The following is a 26655-nucleotide window of genomic DNA, read 5'->3' as shown; positions in this document are numbered from 1 at the left end:
CTTTCTATCACCTAGCGGCGGTTCGCCCGCACCAGGAGGTGGATGAGGAAGGGCCCGCCGATCGCGGCGGTGACGACGCCGACCGGCAGGGTGATCGGCAGCGCGGTCCGGGCGACCAGGTCCGAGCCGATCAGCAGCAGCGCGCCCACTGTGGCGGAGGCCACCAACGGCGGTGTCGGGTGCTTCGTCAGACGCATCGCCACCTGCGGCGCCACCATGGCGACGAACGGGACAGGACCCGCCGCGCTCACGGCGAACCCGGCAAGCAGCACCGCACACAGCAGCAGCACCGCGCGCACTCGCGCGTGCCGGACGCCGAGGCCCGCGGCCACGTCGTCGCCGAAGTGCAGCGGCTTGAACTGGAAGGCCGCGCCCAGCACGATGGCCATGAGGGCGAGCGTGCCCCAGAGCGCCACCGACACGTCGTCCCACGACCGGTTGTCCAACGAGCCCACCAGCCAGGCCTGAGCCCGCGCCACGTCCTTGATGTCGGCGGTGACGAGCAGCCAGGTCGTGATCGCCTGCATCACCGCGCTCACGGAGATGCCGATGAGGATGAGCCGGAATCCGTCGACGCCGCGCCGCCACGCCATGAAGTACACGAGCAGTCCCGTGGCGAGACCGCCCGCGAGCGCCGCCCCGGACAGGCCGACCGAGCTGGTGACCGCGGCGGCCGCACCGCCCGACACCGTCACCAGGAACACCGCCACCGCGCTCGCGCCTGAGGTGATCCCCAGGATGTCCGGACTGGCCAGCGGATTGCGGGCGATGGACTGGGTCAGCGCCCCGGACACCCCGAGCGCGATGCCCACGACGAGTCCGGCCAGGGCCCGCGGCATGCGCAAGTCCATGATCACGAAGTTGTCGACCCGCTCGCCTCCGCCGAAGAGCGTGGCGATCACCTTCGGCAGGCCGACGGGGAAGTCCCCCACGGCGATGGACAGGCAGAACAGGAAGAAGGCCGCCGCCATCAGCAGCAGCGTGACCAGGACGACCCTGAGCCGCCAGACGAACGACACGCGGCCGAGCCGCACTCCCGGCGCCACGGCCGGCTTCATCACTGTCTCGTTCATGCGCTCTTGAACTTTCCCCGCCACACCAGGACGGCGAAGAACGGGGCGCCGAGGAGGGCGACGAGGACGCCGGCGTCCAGCTCACCCGGGCGCACCACGACGCGTCCGACGATGTCGCAGACCAGAAGGACGACCGCGCCGAGCAGACCCGCGTACGGCACCAGCCAGCGGTAGTCGGGCCCGGCCAGGTACCGGGCCACATGCGCCACCATGAGCCCGAGGAACGCGATGGGACCGCACGCCGCGGTGGCCGCCCCCGCGAGCAGGGTGATCGCGACGATGCCGACGGTCCGGATCAGCGTGATGTTCACGCCGAGTCCCCGCGCCACGTCGTCACCGAGGTTGAGCAGGTTGACGGACGGCAGGAGGACCAGAGCCAGCACGAGCCCGACGACGATGAACGCGGTCATCGGCCAGATGACGCGGAACGGGACACCGGCCACCGAGCCGACGTTCCAGAACCGCAGCGCGTTCAGGGCCGCCTTGTCCGACAGCGCGACCGCCGTGGTCATCGCCGCGAGGAACACCGTGACCCCCTGCCCGGCCAGGGCGAGGGTGAGCGGATTCCCGGCCCCCCGGCCGATGCTCGAAAGCCCGAACACGACGCCACCGGCGAGCGCGGCCCCCAGGAAGGCGAACCAGATGTACTGGAAGGGGTCGGCGAGCCCGAGGACGGAAATGGCCGACACGACGGCGAACGAGGCGCCGGTGTTCACCCCCAACAGGCCGGTGTCCGCGATGGGGTTGCGGGTGAACCCCTGAATCAGCGCACCGCCGACGCCCAGCGCGATGCCCGCCACGATCGCGAGCACCGTACGGGGTACGCGCACGGTCTGCACGATGAGCCGGATGTCCGTGGCCTTCTGGTCGCTGTCCGGCCCCGCGAACAGCCCGTGCCACACCTCGGCCGGGGTCAACGCCCGTGCGCCCACGGCTATGGAGACGACGGCGGCGACCACGAGGATCGCGACGACAGCCGCCAGACCCACGATCCGCCGCTGTCTTGCTCCTACGATTCCGGACGGTGCGGGTCGTTCCACTGTCGTCGTGCCCATGTCGAAAGAGGCTACCCGGGCACCTGCGCCGGGCCGTTGGGGCGTCTCGCCCTCGCCCGAGGGCGGGCCGCCGGCGTGGCGACGAATGCCAGGGAGCACAGGCCTTCCTTTCTCGTGCCTGATGCGTACGCACCGCTGCCGTGCCTGGGCGGCGCGAACGCCACGAGCACGGCAGCGGGCCGAAGGACAGGTCAGCGGGCCGCCTGCCCGACTCCGCCGTCGGCCACTTCCGCGACAGGGCCCGTCGCGTCGGGCACGTCCTTGAGGTCGCGGTCGAGGATCGAGTCCAGGATCTCGCCGACGCGTATGGCGGTGTTGGACAGCAGGGAGGAGGTGATGCCGTGAGTGTGCTCGGTGCCGCCCTGGAGGTAGATGGCGCAGCGCAGTTCGGGGTCGGTCGCCACCCGGTAGTCGCGCTCGACGCGGACGCGCCCCTCGCCGTCACGGTGGCAGCGGTCCGCGACCGAGCCGAGCAGGCCCAGGCCGTCGGCCTGCAGGTACCCGGTGGCGCAGACGACGACGTCGGCGTCCACCAGGCTCTCCTCGCCGGTGACCAGGGACTTGACGGTGGCGCGCACCCCGTCGGCGGTCTCCTCGACGGCGGTCAGGCGCGAGACGTTCAGGAAGCGCAGCCGCTCCTCGCCGAGCACCTTCTCCTGGTACGCCTGCCGGTACAGGTCGTCGATGAGGTCGATGTCCACCACGGAGTAGTTGGTGTTGCCGTGATAGCCCATCAGCTGTCGCTTGACGTCCTCCGGCGCCGTGAAGTACTCGTCGACCGCCTGGGGGTCGAAGATGCGGTTGGCGAAGCTGCTGTCGTCCGCCGGGCTGTAGCCGTAGCGGGAGAAGACCGCGCAGACCTCGGCCTCGGGGAAGCGCCGGTGGAGGTAGGCCACGTTCTCGGCGGCGCTCTGGCCGGCGCCGACGACGACGAAGCGCGTGGGCTCGGTGCCCTCCAGCTCGTCGACCTTCTTCAGCAGATCGGAGTTGTGCCAGACGCGGTCGGTCCGCTCGATGCCCTCGGGCATGACCGGGCGCAGTCCGGTGCCGATGACGAGATTGCGGGCGCGGTGCACGACGACCTCGTCGCCGGAGCGAGCCGTCACGTCGAGGTACTCCACCACGCCGTCACGCACGACGGGTTCGACGGAGACGACCTGGTGGCCGTAGGAGACCATGTCGTCGACCTTGGCCGCCGCCCACTCGAAGTAGTCGTGGAACTCCACCCGGAGCGGGAACAGGTTCTTGTGGTTGACGAAGTCGATCAGCCGCCCCTTGCTCTGCAGGTAACAGAGGAAGCTGTACTCGCTCGACGGGTTCCGCAGCGTCACCAGGTCCTTCATGAAGGACACTTGCATCGTGGCGTCGTCGATGAGCATGCCCCGGTGCCACCCGAAGCTCGGCTGCTGCTCGAAGAAGTGAGCGGTGACCGCCTCATGCCTTCCGACGCGCGCGTTGTGCTCGCTGAGCGCGATCGCCATGGCGACGTTCGACGGCCCGAAGCCGATACCGATCAGATCGTGGACCAGTGGTGCGTCGCCAGGAAGAGCCTGTGACATGTCACTCCCATTCGTGCGGGACAGCCGCCTGTCAGGCGTCGTGTCGGGGGGTGGAAAAAAGGGGGGAGTCCAGGCACACCGTGACCGGCAGCCGATCGGAACTTAGGTGAGGCTAACCTGATTCAGTCGCCGCTGTCGAACAGACAACCCGCACATATCGCCCACCCCCGGGTCAATCAAGCCCAGAATTGGCGTCGTTGCGATGTTAGGTAAGGCTTGCTTTACTTAACCTGATTGTTTCGCTCTTCTGAGGAGGAACCCCGATGCGGGTCGTCATGTTCGGCTATCAGACCTGGGGCCATCGCACCCTGAAGGCGCTCCTGGACTCCGAGCACGACGTCGTGATGGTCGTGACACACCCCCAGAGCGAGCACGCCTACGAGAAGATCTGGAGCGACTCGGTCGCCGAACTCGCCGAGGAGCACGGCGTTCCGGTCGTCATCCGCAACCGCCCGGACGACGACGAGTTGTTCCAGCGGCTGAAGGAGGCCGACCCGGACATCATCGTCGCCAACAACTGGCGCACCTGGATCCCGCCGCACATCTACACCCTGCCCAGGCACGGCACCCTCAACGTCCACGACTCGCTGCTGCCCAAGTACGCCGGCTTCTCGCCGCTGATCTGGGCTCTCATCAACGGCGAGTCCGAAGTCGGCGTCACCGCGCACATGATGGACGAGGTGCTCGACGCCGGCGACATCGTGCGCCAGGAGGCGATCACCGTCGGCCCGACGGACACCGCCACCGACCTCTTCCACAAGACGGTCGACCTCATCGCCCCGGTCACCATCGGCGCCCTCGACCTGATCGCCGCCGGACAGACCGAGTTCGCCAAGCAGGACCGGACGCAGGCCAGCTTCTTCCACAAGCGGGCCGAAGAAGACATCCGGATCAACTGGGACTGGCCCGCCGACGTCCTGGCACGCCTGGTCCGCGCCCAGTCCGCCCCGTATCCGGCCGCCTTCACCTTCCACCGGGGCAAGCGCCTCGAGGTGCTCTCCGCCGTCGTGTCCGAAGGCGTGTACGGCGGCACCCCGGGCCGCATCTTCTACCGCGAGGGCGAGGGTGTCGCGATCGTCGCCGGCGCCGACGCCCGCACGGGCCGCAACCACGGCCTGGCCATCACCCGGGTACGCACCGAGGACGGCCGGGAACTGCCGGCGACGGAGTACTTCAAGTCCATGGGCGGCTACCTCACCGACCGCCCCTGACACCGGCGGCACGCTTGCCGCCCCTGATCACTGGCCCGCCCGGACGGTCCCGGGAGGGCCGGTGCGGGCCGCCGCACGGACCGTCCCTCCGCGCGGCGGCCCGGGTACCCCCGGCCGACGGTGGGTGCTGGTCTGCTCCCGGCCCCGCCCTGACAGCGGCGCCGGCCATCGCCCAGTCATGCATGCATGTCGCAGGACGCTGAGGTCTGGCACGCCGAATTCTCGGCCGTCCCTCCAACCAACTGCGTCCGCCGGTCCACCAGGAGGCGATCGTTCGGCTCCTGCCGGGCCGTCCTCAAAGGCATTCCGGCGAGTTCGGCGACGTCACCACAGAAGTCGAGGTCGCCGGGTCCGACATCGATCCCGCAACCGCATTGCCGGGTGGAGAACCTGACAGGCAGCAGACTCATCGGCCACATCACGCTCGTGGTTGTCAGGTCCTGGCACGCCGCCTCCTCGCCAGGGCGCTCGGCAGGTTTGCCGTGGACGAACACCGCTCCGGTGCGGACGATGCCACGAGGTCGGGCGCGCTCACGGCCCGCCGGCGCTGCCGGACATCAAGTCGCTTGAGAACTCCGAGCCTTGATCGGTGCGGCCGACCTGGCAGCCTGCTCGATCTTCGCGCGGTGGGCCGCACGAGCTTCCTCGTCGATCTGCTTCTCGTGTTCGGGGCGCAACCCGGTCCGGCCGTCGAGGCTCTCGCGCAGGATGTCGGCGTGCCCGGCATGCCGGACGGACTCGCCGAGGACATGGACCATGATGGCGAACAGGTTCGTGTTGCGATAGGGCTCCGGCCACCACGGAACGTGGCCGGGGGCGTCGAGGGGAAGATCGTTGATCGTCGCGTCCGAGTGTTCCCACGTGCGCCGGTAGAAGCCGATGATCTGTTCTCGGGTCTCGTCCTCGGTCGCCCACAGATCGCTGCCGTCGGAGTCCTGCCACCGGGGCAGCGCTTCCGGGGAAGGGCGGTCGAAGACCTCGCCGAAGTACCTGGCCTCGACGGTGGCCACGTGTTTGACCAGGCCGAGAAGACTGGTCCCGGTAGCTGTCAAAGGGCGGCGGGCATCGTATTCGGACAAGCCGTCGAGCTTCCAGAGCAGCGCCTCGCGGTCCCGCCGCAGTCTCCCGTGCAGGTTGTCCTTCGCGAACTCATCGATCATGCGGCATGAGCCTGCCATGGGCTGCTCGTGGCCTCAAGATCCCGTACGTGGTCCACAACGACTCGCGGAGCCGCGGCCTGGCCATGGCCGCCGCCCTGACCTGACGACCTGGAGGACGTGATGGTGCTCGCAGCCTTCAGTCCCAGTGGAATTTGTCCCGGTGAGCGGCCAGCCAGGTGGAGAAGTCCTGGAGGGCCGGGTTGAGGGCGCGAACGGCGTCGAGGTCGCGGGCGCCGGTGAAACGGGCCTCGCAGTCGGCGTAGAACTGGAACATGTTGCCGGCTTCGTCGGCGCCGGGGAACGCGAGCGCGCGGAAGGCGTCCGGTGTCAGGGGCCGGTAGCGCACGGGCCGGCCGAGTGACTCGGAGAGGGCCGCGGCCATGTCGGCGACGGGCAGGTGTTCACCCGCGATGCTGACCGTGGCGGGGATGAAGTCGGTGCCGCGCTTGAAGATGGCAAGCGCCGTCTTGCCGATGTCATCAACGGCGATGCCGGAGAGCCTGCTCTCGCCCATCGGGATGTTCAGTTCGAACGTGCCGTCCTCGCCGCGCTGCGGGGCGAACGCGCCGAAGAGGTTCTCCCAATAGAAGGTGGTGCGCAGGAAAGTGGTCGGTACGCCGTCGTCGGTGAAGTAGTGGTCGGCTTCGGCCTTTCCGTCGAAGTGCGGGACTTTGTAGGAGCCCTGGAGCGTGGGCATCCGGTCGTCGTCCAGCGGAATGCACTCGCGGGTGTCCTCCAGGGTGGACCAGATGGCGTGCTGCACACCCGCATGCCCCGCCGCCCGGGCCAGGGCCGCCGCCTGGGCCTTCTCGTGCGCCGCGTCCATGTCCTCCCAGAAGTTGGTCACCAAGTACGCCCCATACGTGCCGTCGAGTGCCGCGACCAGGCTCTCCTCGTCATCCAGATCGGCCTGGACCACCTCGGCCCCCAGCCGTTGCAGTTCCTTGGCCCGGTCCGAGTCCGGCCGGCGGGTCACCGCGCGGACCGCGAAGCCGCTGTCCCGGTCCGCGAGGATCGCCCGAACGAGTGAGCCTCCCTGATTACCCGTCGCGCCGAAGACGGTGACGGTGCGCTGCTCGGTCATCGCGGGCACTTCCCTTCCTGCTTCCTCTGGCACCTTGCTGTGCCCGGCCAGGCGTATTCCGCTGCGAAACCTATGCCGACGGGGCGGTCCCGGTCGGCGGTAACACGCCGCCCGCAGGTTGAGTCCTTCCTCGTACATGCTCATGGCGTGCCCGTCGGCTGTGTGCGGGACAGACCTGCCCGCGCCTGACCAGGCGCGGACCTTCATGGGAGGCGAGGCTCCCGGGATCGGGGCGGGTCGGCGTGCCGAGGAGGAACGACCGGGCGTTCTGTGGGAAGACTGGGGGCATGAGTAGCACTGCCAGAGCATTCCTCGAAGGTGGGCCGGACGATCTGCCCGAGCGGATCGTGCCGGTCAGTCCGCCCGGGACCGAGCTGAAGATCCCTCACCGTGGCGGGTACGAGCACTTCAAAGTCACGTCACGGCACCAGGAGACCGAGCAGGGTCTCCTGGTCGTCTACGAGTGGTGGGAGCGGACCGAGATCGCGGAGTAGGGGCGGGAACGAGATCGACACCCGCACGCGCTCCCGCCGCTCGATCCGAAAGCTGCCCTCGACGGCCAGCGTCCGGTGCGCACCACAGGCGGACCGGATCGCTCACCTGGGGAGTCCTCCGGCCCCGCCGGAGAGACCCGGCAGGCCGAACGAGCCGACAGCACGCGCCCTCTTGGCCGCGCCCGTCGCTCCGGAACTCCGGCCCTCAAACAGCGGTGCGCACGGTCGGCAGCGGCATCAGGACCGGGCCTGCCGCCGGGTTCTTGCGGCAGGCGTCGCCGCATTCGGCGTCGAGTGAGCAGCACAGCGAGCAGATCGGCCCGGCTTGCACCGGGCAGTCGGCGATGTCCGGGAGTTCGTAGGCCGTCTCGCAGACCGCGCAGGTGTGGGTGGCCGTCACGTCCGCCACAGCCGCCTCCGGTCCGTTCACCGGGTTGGGACGGGCGAGGTAGTACCTGCCTTTGGTGGCCCAGGCGGTCAACGGGCAGAGGACGAGCGCGAGTCCGGCCGCGATGAAGGTCGAGAAGGCTTCGGCGTACCGGCCGAACAGACCGAAGAAGGCCAGGATGGAGACGGCCGAGGCGATCGCCATCGAGCCGAACCCGGCCGGGTTCACCGCGTACAGATAGGCCCTCTTGAACTCGATGTACTTGGGGCTCCAGCCCACCCGCTTGTTGATGACGAGGTCCGCGGCGACCACCGTGATCCAGGCGATGCCCACGTTCGAGTAGAAGCCGAGCAGCTTGTTGAGGGCCGCGAACATGTTCATCTCCATCAGCGTCAGCGCGATGGCGAGGTTGAGGAAGATGTACCAGACCCGGCCCGGGTGGCGGTGGGTGAGCCGGGAGAAGAAGTTCGACCAGGACAGCGAACCGCTGTACGCGTTGGTCACGTTGATCTTCACCTGCGAGACGATCACGAACAGCGCGGCGGCCGGCAGCGCGAACGAACCGAGCCACGGGCGCAGGGCCTCGATCTGCGGGGCGATCGGTTCCAGGGCGTGCGTCTTGCCGACCGCCTCCAGGGCCACGAAGGCGAGGAAGGCGCCGCCGAGCTGCTTGGCCGCACCGATGATCACCCAGCCGGGTCCGGCGGCCAGCACGGCGAGGTTCCACCGGCGCCTGTTCGCCTCGGTCTTGGCGGGCATGAACCGCAGGTAGTCGGCCTGTTCGCCGATCTGCGCGATGAGCGAGAGCGCCACGCCCGTGCCGAGCCCGAAGCCGATCCAGGAGAAGCCGGAGCCCGCGCCCTCGGTGCCGCCGAAGGAGCCGAACGCGCCCCAGGCCTCCGGGGCCTCGAAGGCGAGCACCAGGAACGGCAGGACCATGCCGATGATCCAGAGCGGCTGGGTCCAGGCCTGCACCTTGGCCAGCGCCCCCATTCCGCGGAACACGATCGGGATCACGATGAGCGTCGTCACCAAGTACCCGACCTGGACCGGGAGCCCGATCGCCTGGTGCATGGCCTGGGCCATGATCGAGCCTTCGAGGGCGAAGAAGATGAAGGTGAACGAGGCATAGATGAGGCTGGTGAGCGTGGACCCGAAGTAGCCGAACCCGGCCCCGCGCGTGATCAGGTCCATGTCCAGGCCGTACTTGGCGCAGGCTCGCGCGATCGGTATCCCGGTGACGAAGATGATCGTCGCCGCGGTCAGGATCGAGGCGAGCCCACTGGTGAAGCCGTAGGTGAAGACGATGGACGCACCGATCGCGAAATCGGCGAGGTAGGCGATGCCGCCGAGCGCGGTGGACGCCACCATCGTGGGCGACCAGCGCCGGAAGGAGTGCGGGGCATAGCGCAGCGAGTAGTCCTCGCGGCTCTCGTCGGCGGCCATCCTGGCGTAGCTGCGCCGGGGCCCGCCCTCCGGCGGCGGCTGCGCGCCCGCCTTGGCGGATGGTGCGGCAGCGGTGTCCGTCATCGCGGCTCCCCGTTCGTCGGTCCGGTGTGCGGTACGGACCGGAAGGTAGGAGCCGGACATGACGGCACGCCGCCGCCCGGGATTGCCTGCGCGTTAAGAGAGCCCGCCGCGGGTTAACTCCGCATCACAGGGAGCGGACGCGGGCCGTGGAACACCGGTAGCTGATACGCAAGTTGCGGACCGTCGCTCACTGGTGCCCGCGTGCNCGCCCCGGGCCTGGCCACCATGCTGGTCGTGCTCACCACGGACGCCGACGTGGACGCGGCCGGCCTGGATGCGGCGCTGCGCGATGCGACCCGGCAGACCTTCGACTCCGGGAGGTCCGCCTTTCGGGCTCGCTCCGCCGCCGTCGCCAGGCGGGCGATGGCATCCTTGAACCGGCCGAGGCCGTTGCCCTCGACCAGGGCGGCGATCCGTACGGTTTCGGCGCGTGGCACTTCGCCGTCCTCCCCGCCCTGTTCATAGGCGGTGATGGCGGCCTCCGCCTCGGCCAAGGCCTTCGGGAAGGCTTCGGCTTCCGCCAGGACGCGGGCGCGGCGGTAGTGCACGGCGCCCGTCTCGCACCAGGGGACAAATCCCTCGGTACCGTCCGGCACAGCAGCCTGGACCGCGTCGGCCCGGGCCAGGTGGTCCAGTGCCGTGTCCAGGCCGTCGGCCCCGCGGGCCAGCATGACCAGGCGCGCGAACTCGCACATCATCTGCATGACCAGGGACGGTCTCGGCGCCTCGGCGTGCGAGGCGACGGCACGCTCGTACGCCGCGTCCGCGGCGTCCCAGCGGTCGGCCAGAGCCAGCGTGACGGCCGTCTCCGCGGCCACCATGGTCTGAAGCCCCTGCTCGCCCTCCCAGCCGGCGATGGTGTCCGCGAGCCGCAGGAACTCCTCGGCCGCCGGCAGGAATTCCTCCAGCTCCCGCAGCCCTCGCGCCAGCGTCAACCGCGTCTGGGCGACGAGCCGTTGGTCGAGCGAGGAGGCCTCCCCGTCGGACAGGACGGACTCCAGTACGGCCACCGCGTCGGCCTGCTGCCCTGCGCCCGCCAGGACGTCGGCGAGCTGGAGGCGGGTGCTGGCGGCCTCGTCGTGGTCCCCGTCCTGGTCGAATCGGGCGGCCGCCTCCGAGAGATGGCGTACGGCACTGCCCGCGTCCCCGAGATGCGAAGTGGCGTGGCCGAGCAGCGCGTAGGTGGGAGCCATGGCGAAGTCGCGGTCGTCGTACCGTACGGCGTCGGCGATCGCCTGGTGCAGCAGTTCCACCGCCTCGGCCGGCTCGTTGGAGGCCATCAGGAACTGGGCGAGCAGGGCACGCGGGCGCGAACCGCGCCAGGGCCGTCCGGATGCGTCCACGTCCTTCAGGGCCGCACGCAGCTCGGCCACGGCGCGCTCGACGTCGCCGCGGCGGCCGGCGATGTCGGCCACGAACTGCCGTGCGTTGGCGATGTGGTGAGGGATCGTCAGGCGCTCGGCCTCGGTGTGCAAGGTCCGCGCGAACTCCTCGAACCGGGCCACGGCCGAGTCGGAGGGTTCCGGCAGCTGCCGCAGAACCTCCCGGAAGGCCGCGAAGGTGCAGGAGTACAACACCGTGAGGTACTCCAGCACACGTGCCGCGACCGGGTCCTCTTCGGAGGCCGCTTCTCCCACGCCGAGGGCTCCCCCGCTGAGCGGGGCATCGGTCTTGAGGCGTTCCGCCTCGCGCAGGGCTTCGTCGATGCCGGCTCGGACGGAGTCCGTGTCCACCTCTTCGGTTGAGGCTTCGTTTTCTGCGTCGCCGCCGAAGACAGTCGCCCACGCGAGGACTCGGCTGCGTGCGGAGAGGCCGTGCCAGGGCATGCCCAGCTGGTCGAACAGCGCGGCGGCCCGCTTCAGTTCGCTGATGTTTTCCGGGTGGCGGTCCTCGCGCGAGAGCAGGTAGGCGCGCTGCTCGGCGAGCTCCGCGTGCAGAAGGTCCTGCGGGCCGAGCCGGTCGTCATGGATGGTGGCGCCGTCGGCGAGGCGTTCGGCGATCTCGGCCCACAGCCTGTCGGCCCCCGGGTACCCGGCGGCAGCCAGGCGCCGGGCCTCGCGCACCAGGGAGACGTAGTCCTGGGGCGTGTCCGGTTCGGCGGCGGGCGTGACGGCGGCCGTCGAGCCCGTTGCGGCGGAGGGGCGGGGCAGGGAGGTCCGCAGTCCGAGCGGCAGCGGCTCGTCGAGCAACGGCCTTTGTGCGAGGCGCAGTTGACGGCGCTGTCCGACGGCTGTGGTGCCGTTGCGCTCGTCGAAGGCGTTGGTGAGCCGGTCCGCCTCGGAGCGTACGTGGGTGAGCAGTTCGCCCGTCGTCCAGTTCCTGCCTGGTGGGCCTGCGACGGCGGTGCTGTCGTGCCCTTCCGCGACGAGGCGGCCGAGCAGGACTTCGGCACCGGTGAGGAAGTCGAGGTGGGCCAGCGGAGCGCCCGTCGCCTCGAACAGGGAGCGGTTCTCCGCGAGGATCTCAAGGCCCCGGCCCTCATTGCGGGAGAGCGCGCAGAACTCCATGTGCAGACCGACCTCGTCCTGCATGCCCGTGTTGCCCCGCACCCGCCGGTAGCCGGTGAGGTGGTGGGAGCGGGCCTCGTCGAAGCGGCCCGTACGCAGCAGGGGCAGCAGGGCGCGCGCCTGGCTCATCTGCGGCTCCTCGGTGCAGCCCATGCCGTCGGCGAGGACCGGCCGCCAGGTGTCGAGCGCCCCGGCGTCGTCGCCCGCCAGCACCTGGTGCCGGGCGAAGTGCCGGGTCTCGCACGCCTGGCAGTCGCTCAGCTCGGTGCGGGGACGGGTGGCCCACAGGTCGTAGGCGTCCGCCACGCCCTCACCCGTGTGGGACGCCACGTGGTAGCGCATCGCGGCCACCGGCTGCAGCCCGTGGTCGGCCCCGTCGTAGCGGATACGCATCTGGTCGATCCAGCCGTGGACGGTGGCCAGCGGCACCTCCGGCACCTGGAGCAGGGACGTCGTCACCCACTTGAACCGCCAGAAGACCTGGTGGGCCTCCCACTCGCTGAACGGTGCGGGAGTCGCGTCCCACAGCTTGAGCAGCCTGGCGAAGACGACCGGTGACTTGCGGTGCTCGCCGGTGAACTCGTACGCCGACATCAGTTCAAGGAGGGCCGTGACGAGGACGTCGGGCTCCTCGAAGGGCTCGGCCGCCTCGACGAGTTCTTCGGCGGTGACGGTGCGCTGCCGTCCGTGCGCGCGGTCGTTGTTCTCGCGCAGCGCCTCGACCACGGCCTCGGGGGTGTCCAGCATTTACAGTTCCTTCCTCGGCTCGGAGCCGGGTGCCGCCGTGCCGGGCTGGTGCATGGCGTGGGTGAGCAGGCCGATGAACGCCCGGTTGAGCAGAGCGCTCTCACTCGCGCGCAGCGGGCGCCGGCTGAGCAGCAGGGCCTGCCCGTACAGGGCTTCGGCGGCGGCCACGGCGAGTCCGCGCTCACTGATCGTGAGAGCCTGGCGGACCAGCGGGTTGAGGTGGTTGAGGACGAGCTGGGCGCGCGGGGACTCCTGGCGCAGCGAGCCGAGGATGTCGGCCCACAGCCCGTCGCTTTCGGCCGCGAGGCTCGACCGGGTCCGCTCGTGGCGTGCCTCCCGGTTGTCGAGCAGCAGCGCGGGAGCGGTGACGGGCTGGAAGTCGCGCAGGACGACATCGCAGTCATGGACGCCGATGGTGTCCCGCGCGACGGCGAGGAAGGTGGCCGCGCGCAGTTCGGCGGCCGGGTCCACGGCGTCGAGATGCGCGGTGACGGTGGCCGGGTCGAGGTCGGTGACGGCCGTGCCGGGGCGGATCTCGGGCAGCCGGTGCACGAGGTCGCGGTCGTAGGTGTAGCCGCCGTTCACGACGCCCAGCCCTGCGGCCGCCGCGATGGGAGCGACCTGGCGGAACTCCTCGACGCTGCGGGTGACCAGCAGGGTCGGGTGGGTCCGCGCGAACTCCTCAAGCGTCACGTTGCCGTCGGTGGTCTCGAACGGCAGCCACGGCAGCACGATGCGCAGCAGCTCGTCGTCGTAGCGGGCCAGCGCCTTGACCGCGAGGTGGTGCGTGTCGATGAAGCGGTGCAGCAGGGACGGGTCGCTTGCGGCGAGCCCGGTGAGCCAGTCCCGAATCCGCTCCCCCAGGGCGTCCCGTACGGCCGACAGCGTGCCGTCCTCGTACAGCGCCTCCCGGGAGGCGGTCGGCCGCAGGCTGGTGGTGTCGACCACGCAGCGGACGAAGAAGGCCCATTCCGGCAGCAGTTCGGGGGCCTGGTCCGTGAGCAGCATGCCCTTGAGGTGCACCCGGTGTCCTGCGCGCTGCGCCGGGCTCATGGCCGTGGGCAGCACATACGCGACGCCGCGCAGGCCGGCCGCCGGAAGGTCGAGCTCGATGGTGTCGAGCGGGGTGAAGTCGAACAGGGTGCGGCAGTACGCGGTCATCGCCTCGCGGCGGGCCAGCGGCGAACGGTGGGTCTGTTCCCACGGGGGCGTCTCGTTGGCCTTGTGTGTCTCGCCTCTGGGCCCGACGACGGTGACCTCGTGCCTGAGCAGGCCGCCGTAGTGCCGGGCCAGGGCGACGACCTGCTCCGGGCTCGTCCACTCGGCGGTGTCGGCGCGCGGGACGAGCCGGACGGTGGTGCCGGGCTCCGGGACGGCCGAGGCGGGCAGCGTACGGATGGTGTAGCGGCCGTCGGAGTGGCCGCGCCACTCGACGGCGGGCGCCGACGGGTCCGCGGCGGTGCGGCTGAGCACCGTGATCTCGTCCGCGACGACGAAGCACGCGAGGAGCCCGATGCCGAACTGGCCGATGAACTCCCCACGGGCGGCGTCGAGTCCGGCGCCGTCCAGGGCGCCTTCGGTGGTCCGCTTGGAGCTGCGCCCGATGGTGGCGAGGAACCGGTGGACATCGGCCTCGGTCAGCCCGATGCCGGTGTCCGTGACGGTGAGCGTGTCACCGGTGCGCACCGTGATGGTGCCGCGAGCGCCGGGCTCGATCGCCTGCCGGGCCGTGATGGCGTCGACGGCGTTCTGCAGCAACTCGCGCAGGTAGACGCGGGGGCTTGAATAGAGATGGTGGGAGAGCAGGTCGACCAGGCCGCGCAGGTCGACCTGGAAGGTGTGAGCGGTCTCGGAGTGAGGCACCTGGTGAAGTCTTTCGGTGAGGTGAGCGCGCGCCCGCACCGGGCGGCGGAGCGGGGCGAACGCGGACGGGAGAAGAAGAGAGAGCGGGAGCCGGGCGCCGCGCGTGGTCGGGCGGGGCGCGGCGGCTGACTTGGGCCGTGAACGGACAAGGACCGAAGGCGGGTCGGGCCCGATCCGCGTCGAACCTGCTGTCCGGGCGCATCGCCCGGACCGGAGGGCCGAACGGATGGGTCGCGGTCAACAGCCGCCTTGCTGCGGGACGTTGCCGAGTACGGGCCCGGGTGCGGTGACGACGGGATCGAAATCCGGTCCGGGTGCGGCAAGGGGTATGAACGCACTGGGCCGAACGGGGCGTCTCGGCCGCTTCGGTTCAGCGCTTGGCCGCCGAGCGCCGCTCCCGGTACGCCTCGGCCGGATCGGAGCCGTTGAGGTAGTGCCAGGGGGACTCGGTGACCCGGCCCTCGGTGGCGTCGAAGCACTCCCGTGCACTGCCGTGATCACCGGCGAGCGAGAACGCCATGGCGAAGGTGTTGAGGACCTGGAGCCATCCTCCGGACCGCACGAAGTCCGGGTGCCTGAACGAGTGGTCGGCAGCCTCCCGCAGCGAGGCCGACACCGCGGGCTGTCGGATGTACGAGGCATCCGGCCCTGAATCCAGCGAGAGCCACTGCTCGATGTGCGCCATCGCGACGAGCTGGCCGAGCAACGTGCCCCCGGGCGCGCCGAACGCGGACTCACGCGCGAAGGCGTGCATCTCCTCGTGCGATCCGCTCCACTTGTCGCAGACCTGCTGCAACTGCTGCTGGTGTGCGCCCAGATGGAACCGGTCGCGCCGTACGGCCGCCTCGAACCGCCGCCGCGCGACGTCCTGGCCCACCTGCAGGCCACGTCCGGTCATCTGGAGGCCGAGCCAGGGCGAGGTCCACAGCGGCTCGCGCTCCGCCACCTCGTACAGCTGCCGCTCGGCCGTGCGCAGCCGCGTGTGGAACACCTCGAACTGCTCACGGGAGACGTGCCTGGCCGAGGCACCTGTCCGGGCCTCCCACCCCCAGCTGATGTAGCGGAATCCCGCCACAAGGCGGGGCAGCGCCGCCAGGGGTTCCGCTTCGACGACCCGGTCGATCCATTTCTCCACCCCCGCCGTGTCTCCGGCGGCCCGGACCAGCTCGGTCCGGTCCTCGCTCTCGGGACGCGCTTCGAGCAGGCCCCGCAGCGTGTCCCAGTCCCCCGACGCCGCGGCTTTGCGAACCAGCGCGACATCGGGATCCCCCGAATCCTTCTGTACGCGCGGTACGAGCCGACCGGCCCGTCTCCCCAGCGTGAGCCCCCAGCCACGGAGCACCGCCATGTCCCCACCCCTTGTTGTGTTCGAACGGGGAGGTTCATGGTCACTCCCCCGTGAAGGTAGTGACTATCACGCGTGACTGACAATCGCACACCGATTCCCCTCCGGGGCTGCAGCCTCCGGCCGACCGCGCACGAGGCCGAGGAGCCCTCTCTGCGTCGGCCGTCCCGGCAGGGGCGACTTTGTGGTCGCGGTCAGCAGCCGAGTGGGACGTCATGGAACGTCCTCGTCCGAGGACGAGCCGAAAGTCGCGGAGCCGAAGCAGGTCCGATCGCGGGAAGACCGGGCGGCTCCCGCTCAAGGGCAGAGTTGCAGCGGTGACCTTGCCCACCCGGGACAGGTAGGTACGCTCGCGAACTACCTTGTCGAAGGCCGGGCTTCGACGTCCTTCCCCAAGGCCGTGCTGGAGCGGGCCCTGGAAGCCGAGATGAGCGAACACCTCGGATACGAGCGGGGAGATCCTGGAGGTAACGGGTCGGGGAACTCCCGCAACGGCACCTCACCCAAGACCGTCCTGACCGACGCCGGCGCGGTCACACTGGCGGTTCCGCGGGACCGCAATGGTGACTTCGAACCGCGTCTGGTCCCGAAGAACGCCCGTCGGCTCGCGGGGTTCAACGACCGGATCCTGTCCCTATGCGCGCGTGGGATGAGTGTGCGCGACATCGGCTCCCACCTCGCCCAGACCTACGGCGTCGAGGTCAGTCCCGATGTGGTCAGCAAGGTCACCGACGCCGTGGTCGACGAGCTGGTGACCTGGCAGAACAGGCCCCTCGACACCGTCTGGCCGATCATCTACATCGACGCGCTGTGGGTGAAGATCAGGTCCGGATCCGTGGTCTCCAAGCCGGTCTACCTGGCCGTCGGCGTCGACATGGACGGCCGCAAGGATGTCCATGGTCTGTGGGTCGGAGCCGAGGGCGAGGGAGCCACCACCTGGATGGCAGTCCTGTCCGAACTGCGAAACAGGGGCATCGAGGACGTCTGCATCGTCGCCTGCGACAGCCGGAAAGGCCTGCCCGACGCGGTCACCGCGACCTGGCCCAAGGCCACCGTCCAGACCTGCGTGATCCACCTGACCAGAGCCTCGCTCCGGCTCTCGTCCATGCGGGACCACCCCAAGCTGGTGCCGGCCCTCAAGCCGTCTACACAGCCCCGACCGAGTCGGCCGCAGAACAGGCCCTCGACCTGTTCGAGGCTTCTGACCTGGGTGAACGCTACCCGCGATCGTGCGGACCTGGCGGTCGGCCCGGCCGGAGTTCACGCCCCACCTGGCGTTCCCGTCGGCCATAAGGACGGTGGCCTACTCCACGAACATGGTCGAATCGATCAACTCACGGCTCCGCAAAGCCACCCGCAACCGCGGCCACTTCCCCTCGGAGCAGGCCGCCTTGAAGGTCCTCTACCTCGCGGTCCGAGAACAGATCAACCCCAAAGCGCGCGACACGAACCACGTCGCCGCACACTGGAAAGAGGCGCTGAACCAGTTCTCACTGTTCTTCGAGGACCGGCTCAGCATCCAATGAAACCAGCCGACTTACACAAGATCGCTGACACGTCCCACACTCCCTTTGCCAACTGAGTGTTCGAGCCACTCACAACCCCGGTCGGTCCAGGCTTGCCAGCAGGTGGGCCACGTCGACTGTGCGGTGGGAGAAGCCGGACTCGTTGTCGTACCAGCCGACGACCTTGACCAGGGAGCCCCGCCCTCCGGGGGTGCCCTCGTTGACGACCATCGTGAGTGGGGCGTCGAAGGTGCAGGAGGCGGAGGTGCCGATGATGTCGGAGGAGACCAGGGGGTCCTCGCTGTAGACGAGGAGGTCCTTGAAGGGGCCCCGGGCGGCCTCGGCGAAGGCGGCGTTGACCTCCTCGACGGTGACCGTGCGCTCGACCTCGACGGTCAGGTCGACGATGGAGCCGTCGATGACCGGGACCCGCATCGACAGGCCGTCCAGCCGGCCTGCCAACTCGGGCAGGACGACGCCGATGGCACGGGCGGCGCCGGTGGTGGTGGGGACGATGTTGTGGGCGGCGGCGCGAGCGCGGCGGAAGTCGCGGTGCGGGGCATCGTGCAGGCGCTGATCGCTGGTGTAGGCGTGTGAGGTGTTCATCAGGCCGCGGCGGAGGCCGAAGTGCTGGTGCAGGACGTGGGCGAGGGGGGCGGCGCAATTGGTGGTGCAGGAGGCGTTGGAGACGATCCTGTGGGAGGCATCCAGCTCCCCCTCGTTGATGCCGTAGACCACGGTGTGGTCGACGTTCTTGGCCGGCGCCGAGATCAATACCCGGCGGGCGCCCGCCTCCAGATGGGCCGCGGCCTCGCGTGCGTCGGTGAAGACGCCGGTGGACTCCACGACCACGTCCACGCCCAGCTCGGCCCAGGGCAGGTCGGCCGGGCGCTGCTCGCGGTAGGCCGGAATCGCGCGCTCGCCGATCACTATCCGGCCGTCCTCGACGCCGACCGGTTCAGCCAGTCGACCGTGCACGGAGTCGTAGCGCAGCAGGTTGGCGAGGAGTTCGGGGTCGGTCAGGTCGTTGACGGCCACGAGCTCGATGTCCGGGCGGCCGAGGGCGACCCGGGCGACCATCCGGCCGATGCGGCCGAAACCGTTGATGGCGAGGCGGATTGCCATGGCGAGGTGCTCCTTCGCTCTGTTACCGAGATATGGATTTCGAATGGCGGAGAATTCCTTTTAGAGGCTAATTCCTGGCCCCACTCGTGGGGCGTTCCACACGATGACCGCTTCCGGCCTGACCGCTTGCGGACATTGAATCGCGCAGCCCCACCTGCATAACGTCACTCCGGCGCCACGGAACCGGATGAACGTCCACGGCGTCACTCGCCTGAGCAACTGAGCGCATGGCGGGGGCCGGAGCATGAAGCAGCTCTCAACTGCGGGGGAATGCGCAGTGTCATCAGCAACACCAAAGGCTGTCAAGACGCTTGCCACTGTCATCGAGCAGGTGCGTCGAATAGCCGTCGACAACCCGGAGGCGCCGGCCGCGTCGGACTCCCGGGAATCCCTTTCGTATGCGGAACTTTGGCGGCGCGTAGAAGCGCTCGTTCGGCTGCTGCGGGCCGGCAGGGCCCGGGCCGGAACGCCGGTCGGGGTCTGCATGACGCCGACGGTGACCCGGCTCGCCGCCCTGCTGGGGACGATGGGCATCGGCGCCCCCTATATCCCGCTCGACCCGCACTTCCCGGATGACCGCATCCGGGCCGTCATGGCGGGGGCCGGGGCGGAGCTCGTGGTCGTCGACGGGGCCACCGCGGGTCGATTCGCCGGCCTGCCGTACGGCACCGTTGACGCCTCGGAGCACCCCTCGTACGCCGCCGCACCCGCCGGGGAGCCCGCCCTCGCCGGGCCAGAGTCCTCCGCGCTGGCCTACGTCATCTACACCTCGGGCTCCACCGGCACCCCCAAGGGCGTCGGGGTGGAGCACGGCAGCGTGAGCCATCTGCTGCAGGCCCTGGACGCGGTGCTCCCGCAGATGGCGGACCGTGCCGCGCAGCGCTGGCTGGCCGCCTCGAACTTCTGCTTCGACATGTCGATCGCCGATCTGTACTGGCCGCTGACCCGGGGCATCCCCCTGGTCATCGCCGACATCGACGCGCTGTCCGGACGTTCCGCCCAGGGTGCCGAGTTCCTGCTCGGGACGCTGACCGGCGGCGGTGTCACGCACTTCCAGTCGACGCCCTCCCTCGTTCAGCTGATGCTGCAGGACCCGGCGCCGGCCGCCGCGCTCCGCGGGCTGCACATGGTGCTGATGGGCGGCGAGATCGTGACGCCTGAGCTGGTGGCCCAACTGCGCCCGGTGCCACACGTTCTCAACGGTTACGGGCCCACCGAGGCCACCGTCTACACCACCATCCACGCCTGCTCCGACCGGGACACCGAGCATGTGCCGATCGGCCGACCGCTGCCCGGCGTGCAGCTGCGGGTGGTCGGCGAGGGCGACCGCGAGCAGCCGCCCGGCTCCCCCGGCGAGCTGCTGATCGGCGGCCCGGGGCTGGCCCGCGGCTACCTCAACGACGCGGAGCTCACCGCCCGCAAGTTCCCCGTCCTTGGCGAGGGGGAGCAGCGCGGGCGCTGGTACCGCACCGGCGACCTGGTCACCATGGCCGCGGACGCGACGGTCCGCTACCGAGGGCGGATCGACAGCCAGGTCAAGGTCCGCGGCTACCGGGTCGAGCTCGGCGAGATCGAGGCGGCGATCCGTGCCGTCCCGGGTGTGGAGGAGGCCGCGGTGTTCCCTGTCCGGGACGGGACCGGGCGGGTCACCGGACTGACCGCGGCGGCGAAGTCCGCGGCACACGGGGTGACCGGGGCGACGGTGCGCGCCGGAATCGGCGGGAGGCTCCCGTCGTACGCCGTGCCGGGGACGGTGCGGATCCTGCGCGAGCTGCCGCTCGGCGTCACCGGGAAGCTCGACCGCAAGGCCCTCGAACGACAGCTGACGGAGCCTCCGGCCCGCACCGCCGCCTCCGGCAGCCACGAGCACGTCATCGCCGAGACCTGGGGCGCGGTCCTCGGCGCCGAGGTTGCCCTCGACGCGGACGGCAACTTCTTCGACCTCGGCGGAAATTCCGTCCAGCTCGGCTCGGTCCTCACCCGGCTTCGCGAGAGCTTTCCCGAGGCGAAGCTGCAGTTGGTCGAGATGTACCGGTATCCGACCGTCATTGCGCTGGCCGAACGGATCCGGAGCGGACCACCGTCGGCCCGCAAAGCGCACGGCCTGCCTCGTCCCGCCGGAAATCGACGTACCCCACTCAGTGCGGCAGACCGCAGGCGGCTGGCTCGTCGTACGACATAGCTGTACGCAGCAACCGTACGCAACGGCAGCCGGACGAACAGCAGGCAGGAGAGGGGATCCCACACATGAGCCAGCAGGACTTCAGCGAACTGAGCGGCCTGGACGACTTACAGCCTGAGGCGGCACCGGAGGCGCAGGGTATCGCCATCATCGGCATGGGCTGCCGCTTCCCGGACGCGGACTCCCCGGACCGTTTCTGGCAGAACCTGCTGGACGGCGTCGAGTCGATCAGAGTCGAGGACAGCAACGCTGCCGCGGACGGCGCGGGCTGGGTGGGTGCCCGCTCCACCCTCGACGCCATCGACGCCTTCGATGCCGGCTTCTTCGGTTACAGCCCCCGCGAGGCCGCCCTGCTCGACCCGCAGCACCGGCTGTTCCTGGAGGTGTGCTGGGAGGCCTTGGAAGACGGTGGGGCAGCCGGGCAGCGGAGCACCCCGGAGGTCGGGGTGTACGGCGGCTCCGGCACCAGCCTCTATCTGATGCACCACCTGGGCGGCCAGGCCAGCCGCCCCCGGGCCAACTTCCTGGACACCACCGAGGATCTGCAGCTGCTGATGGCCGCCGACCGCGACTATCTGACCAGCCGGGTCTCGTACAAGCTCGGACTGAACGGGCCCAGCGTCAGCGTGCACGCCGCCTGCGCCACCTCGCTCTACGCGGTGCACCTGGCCTGCCAGGCGCTGCTGGCCGGGGAGTGCGACCTGGCGCTGGCCGGCGGGGCGCACGTGCCGGTCCCGCAGATCGACGGCTACCGGCCGGAGCCCGGCCTGGTGATGTCGCAGGACGGCCACAACCGGACCTTCGACGCGCGGGCCACCGGCACCGTCTTCGGCAGTGGCGTCGGCGTCGTCCTGCTCAAGCCCCTCGATCGGGCCCTCGCCGACAACGACCGGGTGTACGCGGTGATCCGCGGCACCGCGGTCAACAACGACGGCGCGGAGCGGCCCGGCTTCTCCGCCCCGTCCGTCGCCGGACAGGCCGCCGTGATCCGGCAGGCCCTCGCGGCCGCCGACGTCGACCCGGCCACCGTCTCCTACGTCGAGGCGCACGGCACCGCCACCCCGACCGGCGACCCGATCGAGGTCGCGGCGCTGGCCGAGGCCTTCCAGGGCGCGCCGCCGCAGTCCTGCGCACTGGGCTCGGTGAAGACCAACATCGGCCATCTGAGCTGGGCCGCCGGGATCTCCGGGCTGATCAAGACAACACTCTCGCTGTGGCACCGCACGCTGCCCGCCTCGCTGCACTACGCGGAGCCCAACCCGGCGATCGACTTCGCCGGCTCCCCGTTCTACGTGCAGTCCAAGACCTGCGACTGGCCGGTGACCGAGGGACCGCGGCGGGCCGGGGTCAGCGCCTTCGGGCTCGGCGGCACCAACGCCCACGTAGTGCTGGAGGAAGCACCCGCAGCCCCAGCCACAGCAACCCCGGAGACAGCAGCCGATCCCGTGGTGCTGCCGGTCTCCGGACGCTCCGAGACCGCCCTGCGTGAACTGGCCGGCCGGGTCGGCCGCGCGCTGGAGGTCGGCTCGGCGCCGGAGGCCGTCGACGCCGCGTACAGCCTCGGGGTCGGACGGCGGCACTTCGCCCACCGGGCCGCGGTCGTCGCCCCGGACCGCAAGACCCTCGCCGCGGTGCTGGACGCCGTGGCCGACGGCTCAGCGGACGCCGCCGACCGGTTCGAGGGCGAGCTCGGCCTCGCCGTCGGCCGGGCCCCGGCCGTACCGCCCCGTCTGACACTGCTCTTCTCCGGGCAGGGCGCGGAGTATCTGGAGGCCGGCCGGGACCTCTACCGCGCAGAGCCGGTCTTCCGGGACTTCCTCGACGTCGCCGACCCGCTCGTCGAGGGGCACACCGGGGTGCGGATCACCGATCACCTCTATCAGGACCCCGCCCGCCGCGGCATGCCGCTGACCGACATCCGGCTGGCCCAGCCGCTCGTCTACACCCTGCAGTGCGCCCTCGCGCAGCTGTGGCGCAGCTGGGGGCTCACCCCGGACGCCCTGATCGGGCACAGCCTGGGCGAGTACGCCGCCGCGCACTGCGCCGGCGTCTTCGACTTCGCCACCGGGCTGCACCTCGTCAACGAGCGCGCCAAGCTGCTCGACTCGCTCCCCGAAACCGGCGCGATGGCCGCCGTCTTCGCCGACGAGCCGACCGTACGGGAGCTCCTCGACGGCACCTCGACGCAAGATGCCGGCACGGTCGGCATCGCGGCGCTCAACGCGCCAAGGCGCACGGTGATCTCCGGCGACGGGGCCGCGCTGGACCGCGTGGTCGCCGAGGCCGAGCGGCGCGGGCTGACCGTGCGGCCGCTACGGATCAGCCGGGCCGCTCACTCGGCGCACATCGATGCCGTCCTGGACGACTACACGGCTGTCTTGGACTCCGTCGAGCTGCGGGAGCCGACCTTCCCGGTGATCTCGACCGTGACCGGGGCGCCGGCCGGGGCGGAGCTGGCCACCTCCGGCTACTGGCGGCGACAGCTGCGGGAGCCGGTCCGCTTCCTGGACGCGGTACGCAACGCCGCGCAGGGCGACGCCCCGGGGGTGTTCCTGGAGATCGGCCTTTCCAACACCCTCGCCGGGCTGGCCCAGTTGACGCTGGGAGACGAGGGCGGCGAGCGGGAGCCGGCCGTGCTGGAGACGCTGCGCTGGGAGCGCAGCGACCTGGCCTCCACCCGGTTGGCCCTGGCCGGGGCGTACGCGGCCGGGGTCGAGGTGGACTGGGCGGCACTCTGCCCCGGCGGCCGCACGGTCTCGCTGCCGACCTATCCCTTCCAGCGCCGTCGGCACTGGGTGGAGCCCGCCCGTACTGCCACCGCGGCCGACCGCGTCGACAGCGAGGCGATGGGCGCCCTCGACGCGGCGCCCCCGAGGCAGAGCGGCACCGGGCACTACGTCGTCAGCTGGGAGGACCTCCCCCGCTCCGGCGCGGACGCGCGCTCCCTGGCGGACTGCCGGATCCTGCTGCTCGCTCACACGGCAGCACCGGCCGGCCCGGCCCGGGAGTTGGCCCGAGAGCTTGCCGGGCTCGGCGCGCAGGTGCAGGTCCACGACCTCCTCGGGCCCTCGGACCCGGTCGCGGCCGCCGCGCAGGCGCTCGCCGACTACCGGCCGGACACGGTCCTCAACGCCGTCCCGGCGCTGCGCAGGCGGCACGCCGAACTCGGCGGGCCCGTCCCTTCCGAGAACACGGTGGCCGAGGACGTGGCGGCGGCCGGCGGCCTCGCCGCGCTGCGGGCCTATCAGGCGGTGTCCGCAGCAAACCTCCCCGGGGAGCTCACCGTCTGCACGGTCACCGCCGGCGCACACCGCGTGCTCGCCTCCGACGGCGTCGTCCCCGCGCAGGGCGCGGTGACCGGCATCGCCCGGACCGCGCGTACCGAGTTCACCACCGTGCGCCACCTCCACTTCGACCTGGCAGCCGACGCCGTCCGCCAGGGCTGGCCCACCGCGGCGCGCGGGCTGGCGGCGGCGCTCGCCGCGGCTCCGCCCGGCGATGCCGAGTTGGCGCTGCGCGGCGAGCGGATACTGCGGCCCCTCCTGCGCCACGCGCAGCCCCCGGCCGCGGGCGCGGACGGCGGCAAGGGCGGGGGCACTCCGGTACGCGTCCGGCCGGACGGCTGGTACGTCGTCGTCGGCGGGCTGTCCGGGGTCGGCCTGGAGTGCGCGCAGGCGCTGCTGGAGCTGGGCGCCCGCCGACTGGTGCTGTGCGGCCGGCAGGCGCCGGGGCCCGAGCGCGCGGAGCCCGTCGAGCGACTGCGCCGCGCCTTCGGCGCCGACATCCGTACGGAGGCCCTCGACGTCACCCAACGGCCGCAGGTGGACCGGCTGTTCGCCGCGTACGTCGGCGAGGAGGTCCCCCTGCTCGGCGTTGTTCAGGCCGCGGGCCTGATCGACGACGCGATCCTCGACCGCACGGACTGGGAGCGGATGGCGCGGGTGCTTGGCCCCAAGGCGCAGGGCGCCTGGAACCTCCACCGGGCCGCCGCCGCGTACGCCCCCGAGCTGGAGCTCTTCGCCTTGACCTCCTCCTACGGCGGCCTCTTCGGCAACCCCGGCCAGGCCGGGCACGCCGCGGCCTGTGCCTACCTCGACGCCCTCGCCGCCCACCGCCGCTCCCTCGGGCTGCCCGGCCTCTCGCTGGACCTGGGGTCCTGGTCGGACACCGGCATCCTCGCGGGCAACGAGGAGTTCCTCCGCGAGCTGGCCCGGCAGGGCATCGGCACCATCTCCCGCGCGGAGGGGCGCCCCGCCGTGCGGGAGGCCCTGGCCGGCTGGGGATCGGGGCAGGTCGCCGTGCTGCCCAACCGCTGGGACGACCTCCACCCGGAGCACCATCTGGCCACCAACCCGGTGCTCGCCGGGGTCCTCGGCGAGCACTCCGCCGCCGGCGAGGCTCCCGTCCCCGGCGAGCCGGAGGACGTCCTGGCCGCCTGCCAAGAGGTGGTCTCCCGGGTGCTGGGATACGGGCGGGAGGAGCTGGCCGGGCTCGACCTGACGCAGGCCGGGATGGACTCGCTCAACGCGCTCACCATCCGGAACAAGCTGCAGCGCCTCCTGAAAGTGCCGCTGCCGGCCTCGATCTGCTTCGACCGGCCGACCCTGGAGGAGCTGGCCGCCGACATCGACGAGCGGAGGGCACAGGCGCATGACTGACCTGACGCACGTTGCGGAGGAACACCTCACCGGCGTCGTGGCGGCGGAATTCCGGCCGCTGGTGGCCGAGTTTGAGCGGCTGCACCGGGAGGGCGTGGACGGCAACGCCGAGCTGTGCGTCTACCTGGACGGCGAGGAGCGGGCCGTGCTGCGCACCCGTGGGCAGGAGCCGGACCGGTTGCAGCTCGTCCGCTCGGTCGGCAAGGGGCTGCTGTCCGTCCTCGCGCACGCCCTGCACGAGCGGGGCACGATCGATCTGGACCGGCCCATCGCGGAGGTCTGGCCGGCCTTCGCCGCCGCTGGGAAGGACTCCCTCACCCTGGCCACCTTCCTCAGCCACCAGGCCGGACTCGTCGGCGTCGACCGGCGGCTCACCGTCGACGACGTGATCGAGCGTTACCCCGCGATCGAGGCGCTCGCCGCGCAACGCCCGTACTGGGAGCCGGGGGCGGCGCACGGCTACCACGACCTGACCTTCGGCTGGGGAGTGGGCGAGTATCTGCGCCGGGCCACCGGGAAGAGCGTGGACGAACTCCTTGAGGAAGAGTTCCGCAAGCCGCTCGGCGCCGAGGCCCGGATCGGCATCGGCCCGCAGGAGTACGCCCGCTTCGTGCCCTTCGAGGAGGCAGGTACGAGCGGCGCCACCTCCACCGACGTGCTGCATCTGCTCGGGGACAAGACCTCCCTGCTCAGCCGCAGCCAGCTGAACCCGAACCTGCTGCACGCCGAGAAGACCCTGCGCTACCTGGGCGCGGAGATCCCGGGCTGCAACGCCGTCTCCACCGCCCGGCCGCTGGCGCGTATCTTCGCGGCCACGCTCGGCCCGGTGGACGGCGTACGGCTGTGGAACGAGGAGACCCTCAAGCGCGCCTCCCGGCTGCGGCGGCGCGGCCCCGACCGGGTCTTCGCGCGGGAGCGCGCCTACGCCGAGGGCTTCATGCTGCCCGACCCCCATCTGCCGCAGGCCGGCCTGGACGTGGCCTCGTTCGGGCACTACGGGCAGGACTGCGCGCTGGTGATCGCCGTCCCCGAGGACGGGCTGGCCTTCGCCTACACCTCGGCCCGGCTCAACCAGCGGCTCGACCAGTACACCGCGACCGACGAGCGGGCCCACCGGCTCGCCCGGACGGCGGTCGGAGCGGCCCGCCGGGCCCGTTGACACACACCAC

At 70.9% G+C, this 26655-nt stretch carries 14 protein-coding genes and 2 pseudogenes; 7 read left to right on the top strand and 9 right to left on the bottom strand.

The window, feature by feature from the left end:
* Window positions 1-11 precede the first annotated feature (11 nt).
* The 3 genes from ABD346_RS38100 to ABD346_RS38090 all read right to left on the bottom strand — a co-directional run bounded on the left by ABD346_RS38100 (window position 12) and on the right by ABD346_RS38090 (window position 3687).
* Window positions 12-1073 carry a FecCD family ABC transporter permease gene (locus tag ABD346_RS38100; protein WP_344380902.1) on the bottom strand — a complete coding sequence of 354 codons (1062 nt, stop codon included), beginning with the start codon at window positions 1071-1073 and terminating at the stop codon, window positions 12-14.
* A complete protein-coding gene (locus ABD346_RS38095; protein ID WP_344380901.1) occupies window positions 1070-2128 on the bottom strand; it encodes a FecCD family ABC transporter permease in 1059 nt (352 codons plus the stop codon). The genes ABD346_RS38100 and ABD346_RS38095 overlap by 4 nt, the downstream gene beginning before the upstream one ends.
* 191 nt (window positions 2129-2319) lie before the next feature.
* Window positions 2320-3687, bottom strand: a complete 1368-nt coding sequence (locus ABD346_RS38090) for a lysine N(6)-hydroxylase/L-ornithine N(5)-oxygenase family protein (RefSeq protein WP_344380900.1) — start codon at window positions 3685-3687, stop codon at window positions 2320-2322.
* Window positions 3688-3950: 263 nt separating this feature from the next.
* On the opposite strand from ABD346_RS38090, the gene ABD346_RS38085 reads away from it, so the two are divergent.
* Entirely contained in the window at window positions 3951-4898 is a 948-nt protein-coding gene (locus tag ABD346_RS38085) for a methionyl-tRNA formyltransferase (RefSeq protein WP_344380899.1), read from the top strand.
* A gap of 557 nt (window positions 4899-5455) precedes the next feature.
* Here the strand turns inward: ABD346_RS38085 and ABD346_RS38080 are convergent.
* A complete protein-coding gene (locus tag ABD346_RS38080; protein ID WP_344380898.1) occupies window positions 5456-6058 on the bottom strand; it encodes a DinB family protein in 603 nt (200 codons plus the stop codon).
* A gap of 136 nt (window positions 6059-6194) precedes the next feature.
* Complete coding sequence (locus ABD346_RS38075; protein ID WP_344380897.1) at window positions 6195-7142, bottom strand: NmrA/HSCARG family protein; 948 nt, start codon at window positions 7140-7142, stop codon at window positions 6195-6197.
* A 287-nt stretch (window positions 7143-7429) separates the two neighbouring features.
* Between ABD346_RS38075 and ABD346_RS38070 the strand changes: the two genes are divergently transcribed.
* Complete coding sequence (locus ABD346_RS38070; RefSeq protein WP_344380896.1) at window positions 7430-7636, top strand: DUF5988 family protein; 207 nt, start codon at window positions 7430-7432, stop codon at window positions 7634-7636.
* A 205-nt stretch (window positions 7637-7841) separates the two neighbouring features.
* Here the strand turns inward: ABD346_RS38070 and ABD346_RS38065 are convergent, their stop codons facing one another.
* A complete protein-coding gene (locus tag ABD346_RS38065; protein WP_344380895.1) occupies window positions 7842-9554 on the bottom strand; it encodes a purine-cytosine permease family protein in 1713 nt (570 codons plus the stop codon).
* 192 nt (window positions 9555-9746) lie between these two features.
* On the opposite strand from ABD346_RS38065, the pseudogene ABD346_RS38060 reads away from it, so the two are divergent.
* Window positions 9747-9866: pseudogene (locus ABD346_RS38060) on the top strand (bifunctional ornithine acetyltransferase/N-acetylglutamate synthase); the annotation flags it as partial.
* A 2942-nt stretch (window positions 9867-12808) separates the two neighbouring features.
* On the opposite strand, the gene ABD346_RS38055 reads toward ABD346_RS38060, so the two are convergent.
* Both ABD346_RS38055 and ABD346_RS38050 read right to left on the bottom strand, forming a co-directional pair.
* Window positions 12809-14671: an HSP90 family protein gene (locus ABD346_RS38055; RefSeq protein ID WP_344380894.1), complete on the bottom strand. Its 1863-nt coding sequence runs from the start codon at window positions 14669-14671 to the stop codon at window positions 12809-12811.
* A gap of 370 nt (window positions 14672-15041) precedes the next feature.
* Window positions 15042-16019: a hypothetical protein gene (locus ABD346_RS38050; RefSeq protein ID WP_344380893.1), complete on the bottom strand. Its 978-nt coding sequence runs from the start codon at window positions 16017-16019 to the stop codon at window positions 15042-15044.
* 388 nt (window positions 16020-16407) lie between these two features.
* On the opposite strand from ABD346_RS38050, the pseudogene ABD346_RS38750 reads away from it, so the two are divergent.
* Window positions 16408-17542, top strand: a pseudogene (locus ABD346_RS38750) (IS256 family transposase); the annotation flags it as partial.
* A gap of 69 nt (window positions 17543-17611) precedes the next feature.
* On the opposite strand, the gene gap reads toward ABD346_RS38750, so the two are convergent.
* Complete coding sequence (gene gap / locus ABD346_RS38035) at window positions 17612-18646, bottom strand: type I glyceraldehyde-3-phosphate dehydrogenase (protein WP_344380892.1); 1035 nt, start codon at window positions 18644-18646, stop codon at window positions 17612-17614.
* A 244-nt stretch (window positions 18647-18890) separates the two neighbouring features.
* On the opposite strand from gap, the gene ABD346_RS38030 reads away from it, so the two are divergent.
* From ABD346_RS38030 to ABD346_RS38020, 3 genes are all read left to right on the top strand, one after another.
* Window positions 18891-20828: a non-ribosomal peptide synthetase gene (locus ABD346_RS38030; RefSeq protein WP_344380891.1), complete on the top strand. Its 1938-nt coding sequence runs from the start codon at window positions 18891-18893 to the stop codon at window positions 20826-20828.
* A 65-nt stretch (window positions 20829-20893) separates the two neighbouring features.
* Window positions 20894-25486 (top strand): type I polyketide synthase, encoded by a 4593-nt coding sequence (locus ABD346_RS38025; protein WP_344380890.1) that lies wholly within the window; start codon window positions 20894-20896, stop codon window positions 25484-25486.
* Complete coding sequence (locus ABD346_RS38020) at window positions 25479-26645, top strand: serine hydrolase domain-containing protein (RefSeq protein WP_344380889.1); 1167 nt, start codon at window positions 25479-25481, stop codon at window positions 26643-26645. The genes ABD346_RS38025 and ABD346_RS38020 overlap by 8 nt, the downstream gene beginning before the upstream one ends.
* Window positions 26646-26655 lie beyond the last annotated feature (10 nt).

Source organism: Streptomyces mauvecolor (genome assembly GCF_039532965.1).
GTDB classification, from domain to species: Bacteria; Actinomycetota; Actinomycetes; order Streptomycetales; family Streptomycetaceae; genus Streptomyces; species Streptomyces violascens.
Note: the sequence above shows the minus strand (reverse complement) of the source record. Positions and strands in the feature narration are given on the sequence as shown.

Excerpts from the sequence above, each read along its gene's own strand:
- ABD346_RS38100 (WP_344380902.1), bottom strand. The coding sequence starts at position 1,073 with ATGAACGAGACAGTGATGAAGCCGGCCGTGGCGCCGGGAGTGCGGCTC.
- ABD346_RS38095 (WP_344380901.1), bottom strand. The coding sequence starts at position 2,128 with ATGGGCACGACGACAGTGGAACGACCCGCACCGTCCGGAATCGTAGGA.
- ABD346_RS38090 (WP_344380900.1), bottom strand. The coding sequence starts at position 3,687 with ATGTCACAGGCTCTTCCTGGCGACGCACCACTGGTCCACGATCTGATC.
- ABD346_RS38085 (WP_344380899.1), top strand. The coding sequence starts at position 3,951 with ATGCGGGTCGTCATGTTCGGCTATCAGACCTGGGGCCATCGCACCCTG.
- ABD346_RS38080 (WP_344380898.1), bottom strand. The coding sequence starts at position 6,058 with ATGATCGATGAGTTCGCGAAGGACAACCTGCACGGGAGACTGCGGCGG.
- ABD346_RS38075 (WP_344380897.1), bottom strand. The coding sequence starts at position 7,142 with ATGACCGAGCAGCGCACCGTCACCGTCTTCGGCGCGACGGGTAATCAG.
- ABD346_RS38070 (WP_344380896.1), top strand. The coding sequence starts at position 7,430 with ATGAGTAGCACTGCCAGAGCATTCCTCGAAGGTGGGCCGGACGATCTG.
- ABD346_RS38065 (WP_344380895.1), bottom strand. The coding sequence starts at position 9,554 with ATGACGGACACCGCTGCCGCACCATCCGCCAAGGCGGGCGCGCAGCCG.
- ABD346_RS38050 (WP_344380893.1), bottom strand. The coding sequence starts at position 16,019 with ATGGCGGTGCTCCGTGGCTGGGGGCTCACGCTGGGGAGACGGGCCGGT.
- gap (WP_344380892.1), bottom strand. The coding sequence starts at position 18,646 with ATGGCAATCCGCCTCGCCATCAACGGTTTCGGCCGCATCGGCCGGATG.
- ABD346_RS38030 (WP_344380891.1), top strand. The coding sequence starts at position 18,891 with ATGAAGCAGCTCTCAACTGCGGGGGAATGCGCAGTGTCATCAGCAACA.
- ABD346_RS38025 (WP_344380890.1), top strand. The coding sequence starts at position 20,894 with ATGAGCCAGCAGGACTTCAGCGAACTGAGCGGCCTGGACGACTTACAG.
- ABD346_RS38020 (WP_344380889.1), top strand. The coding sequence starts at position 25,479 with ATGACTGACCTGACGCACGTTGCGGAGGAACACCTCACCGGCGTCGTG.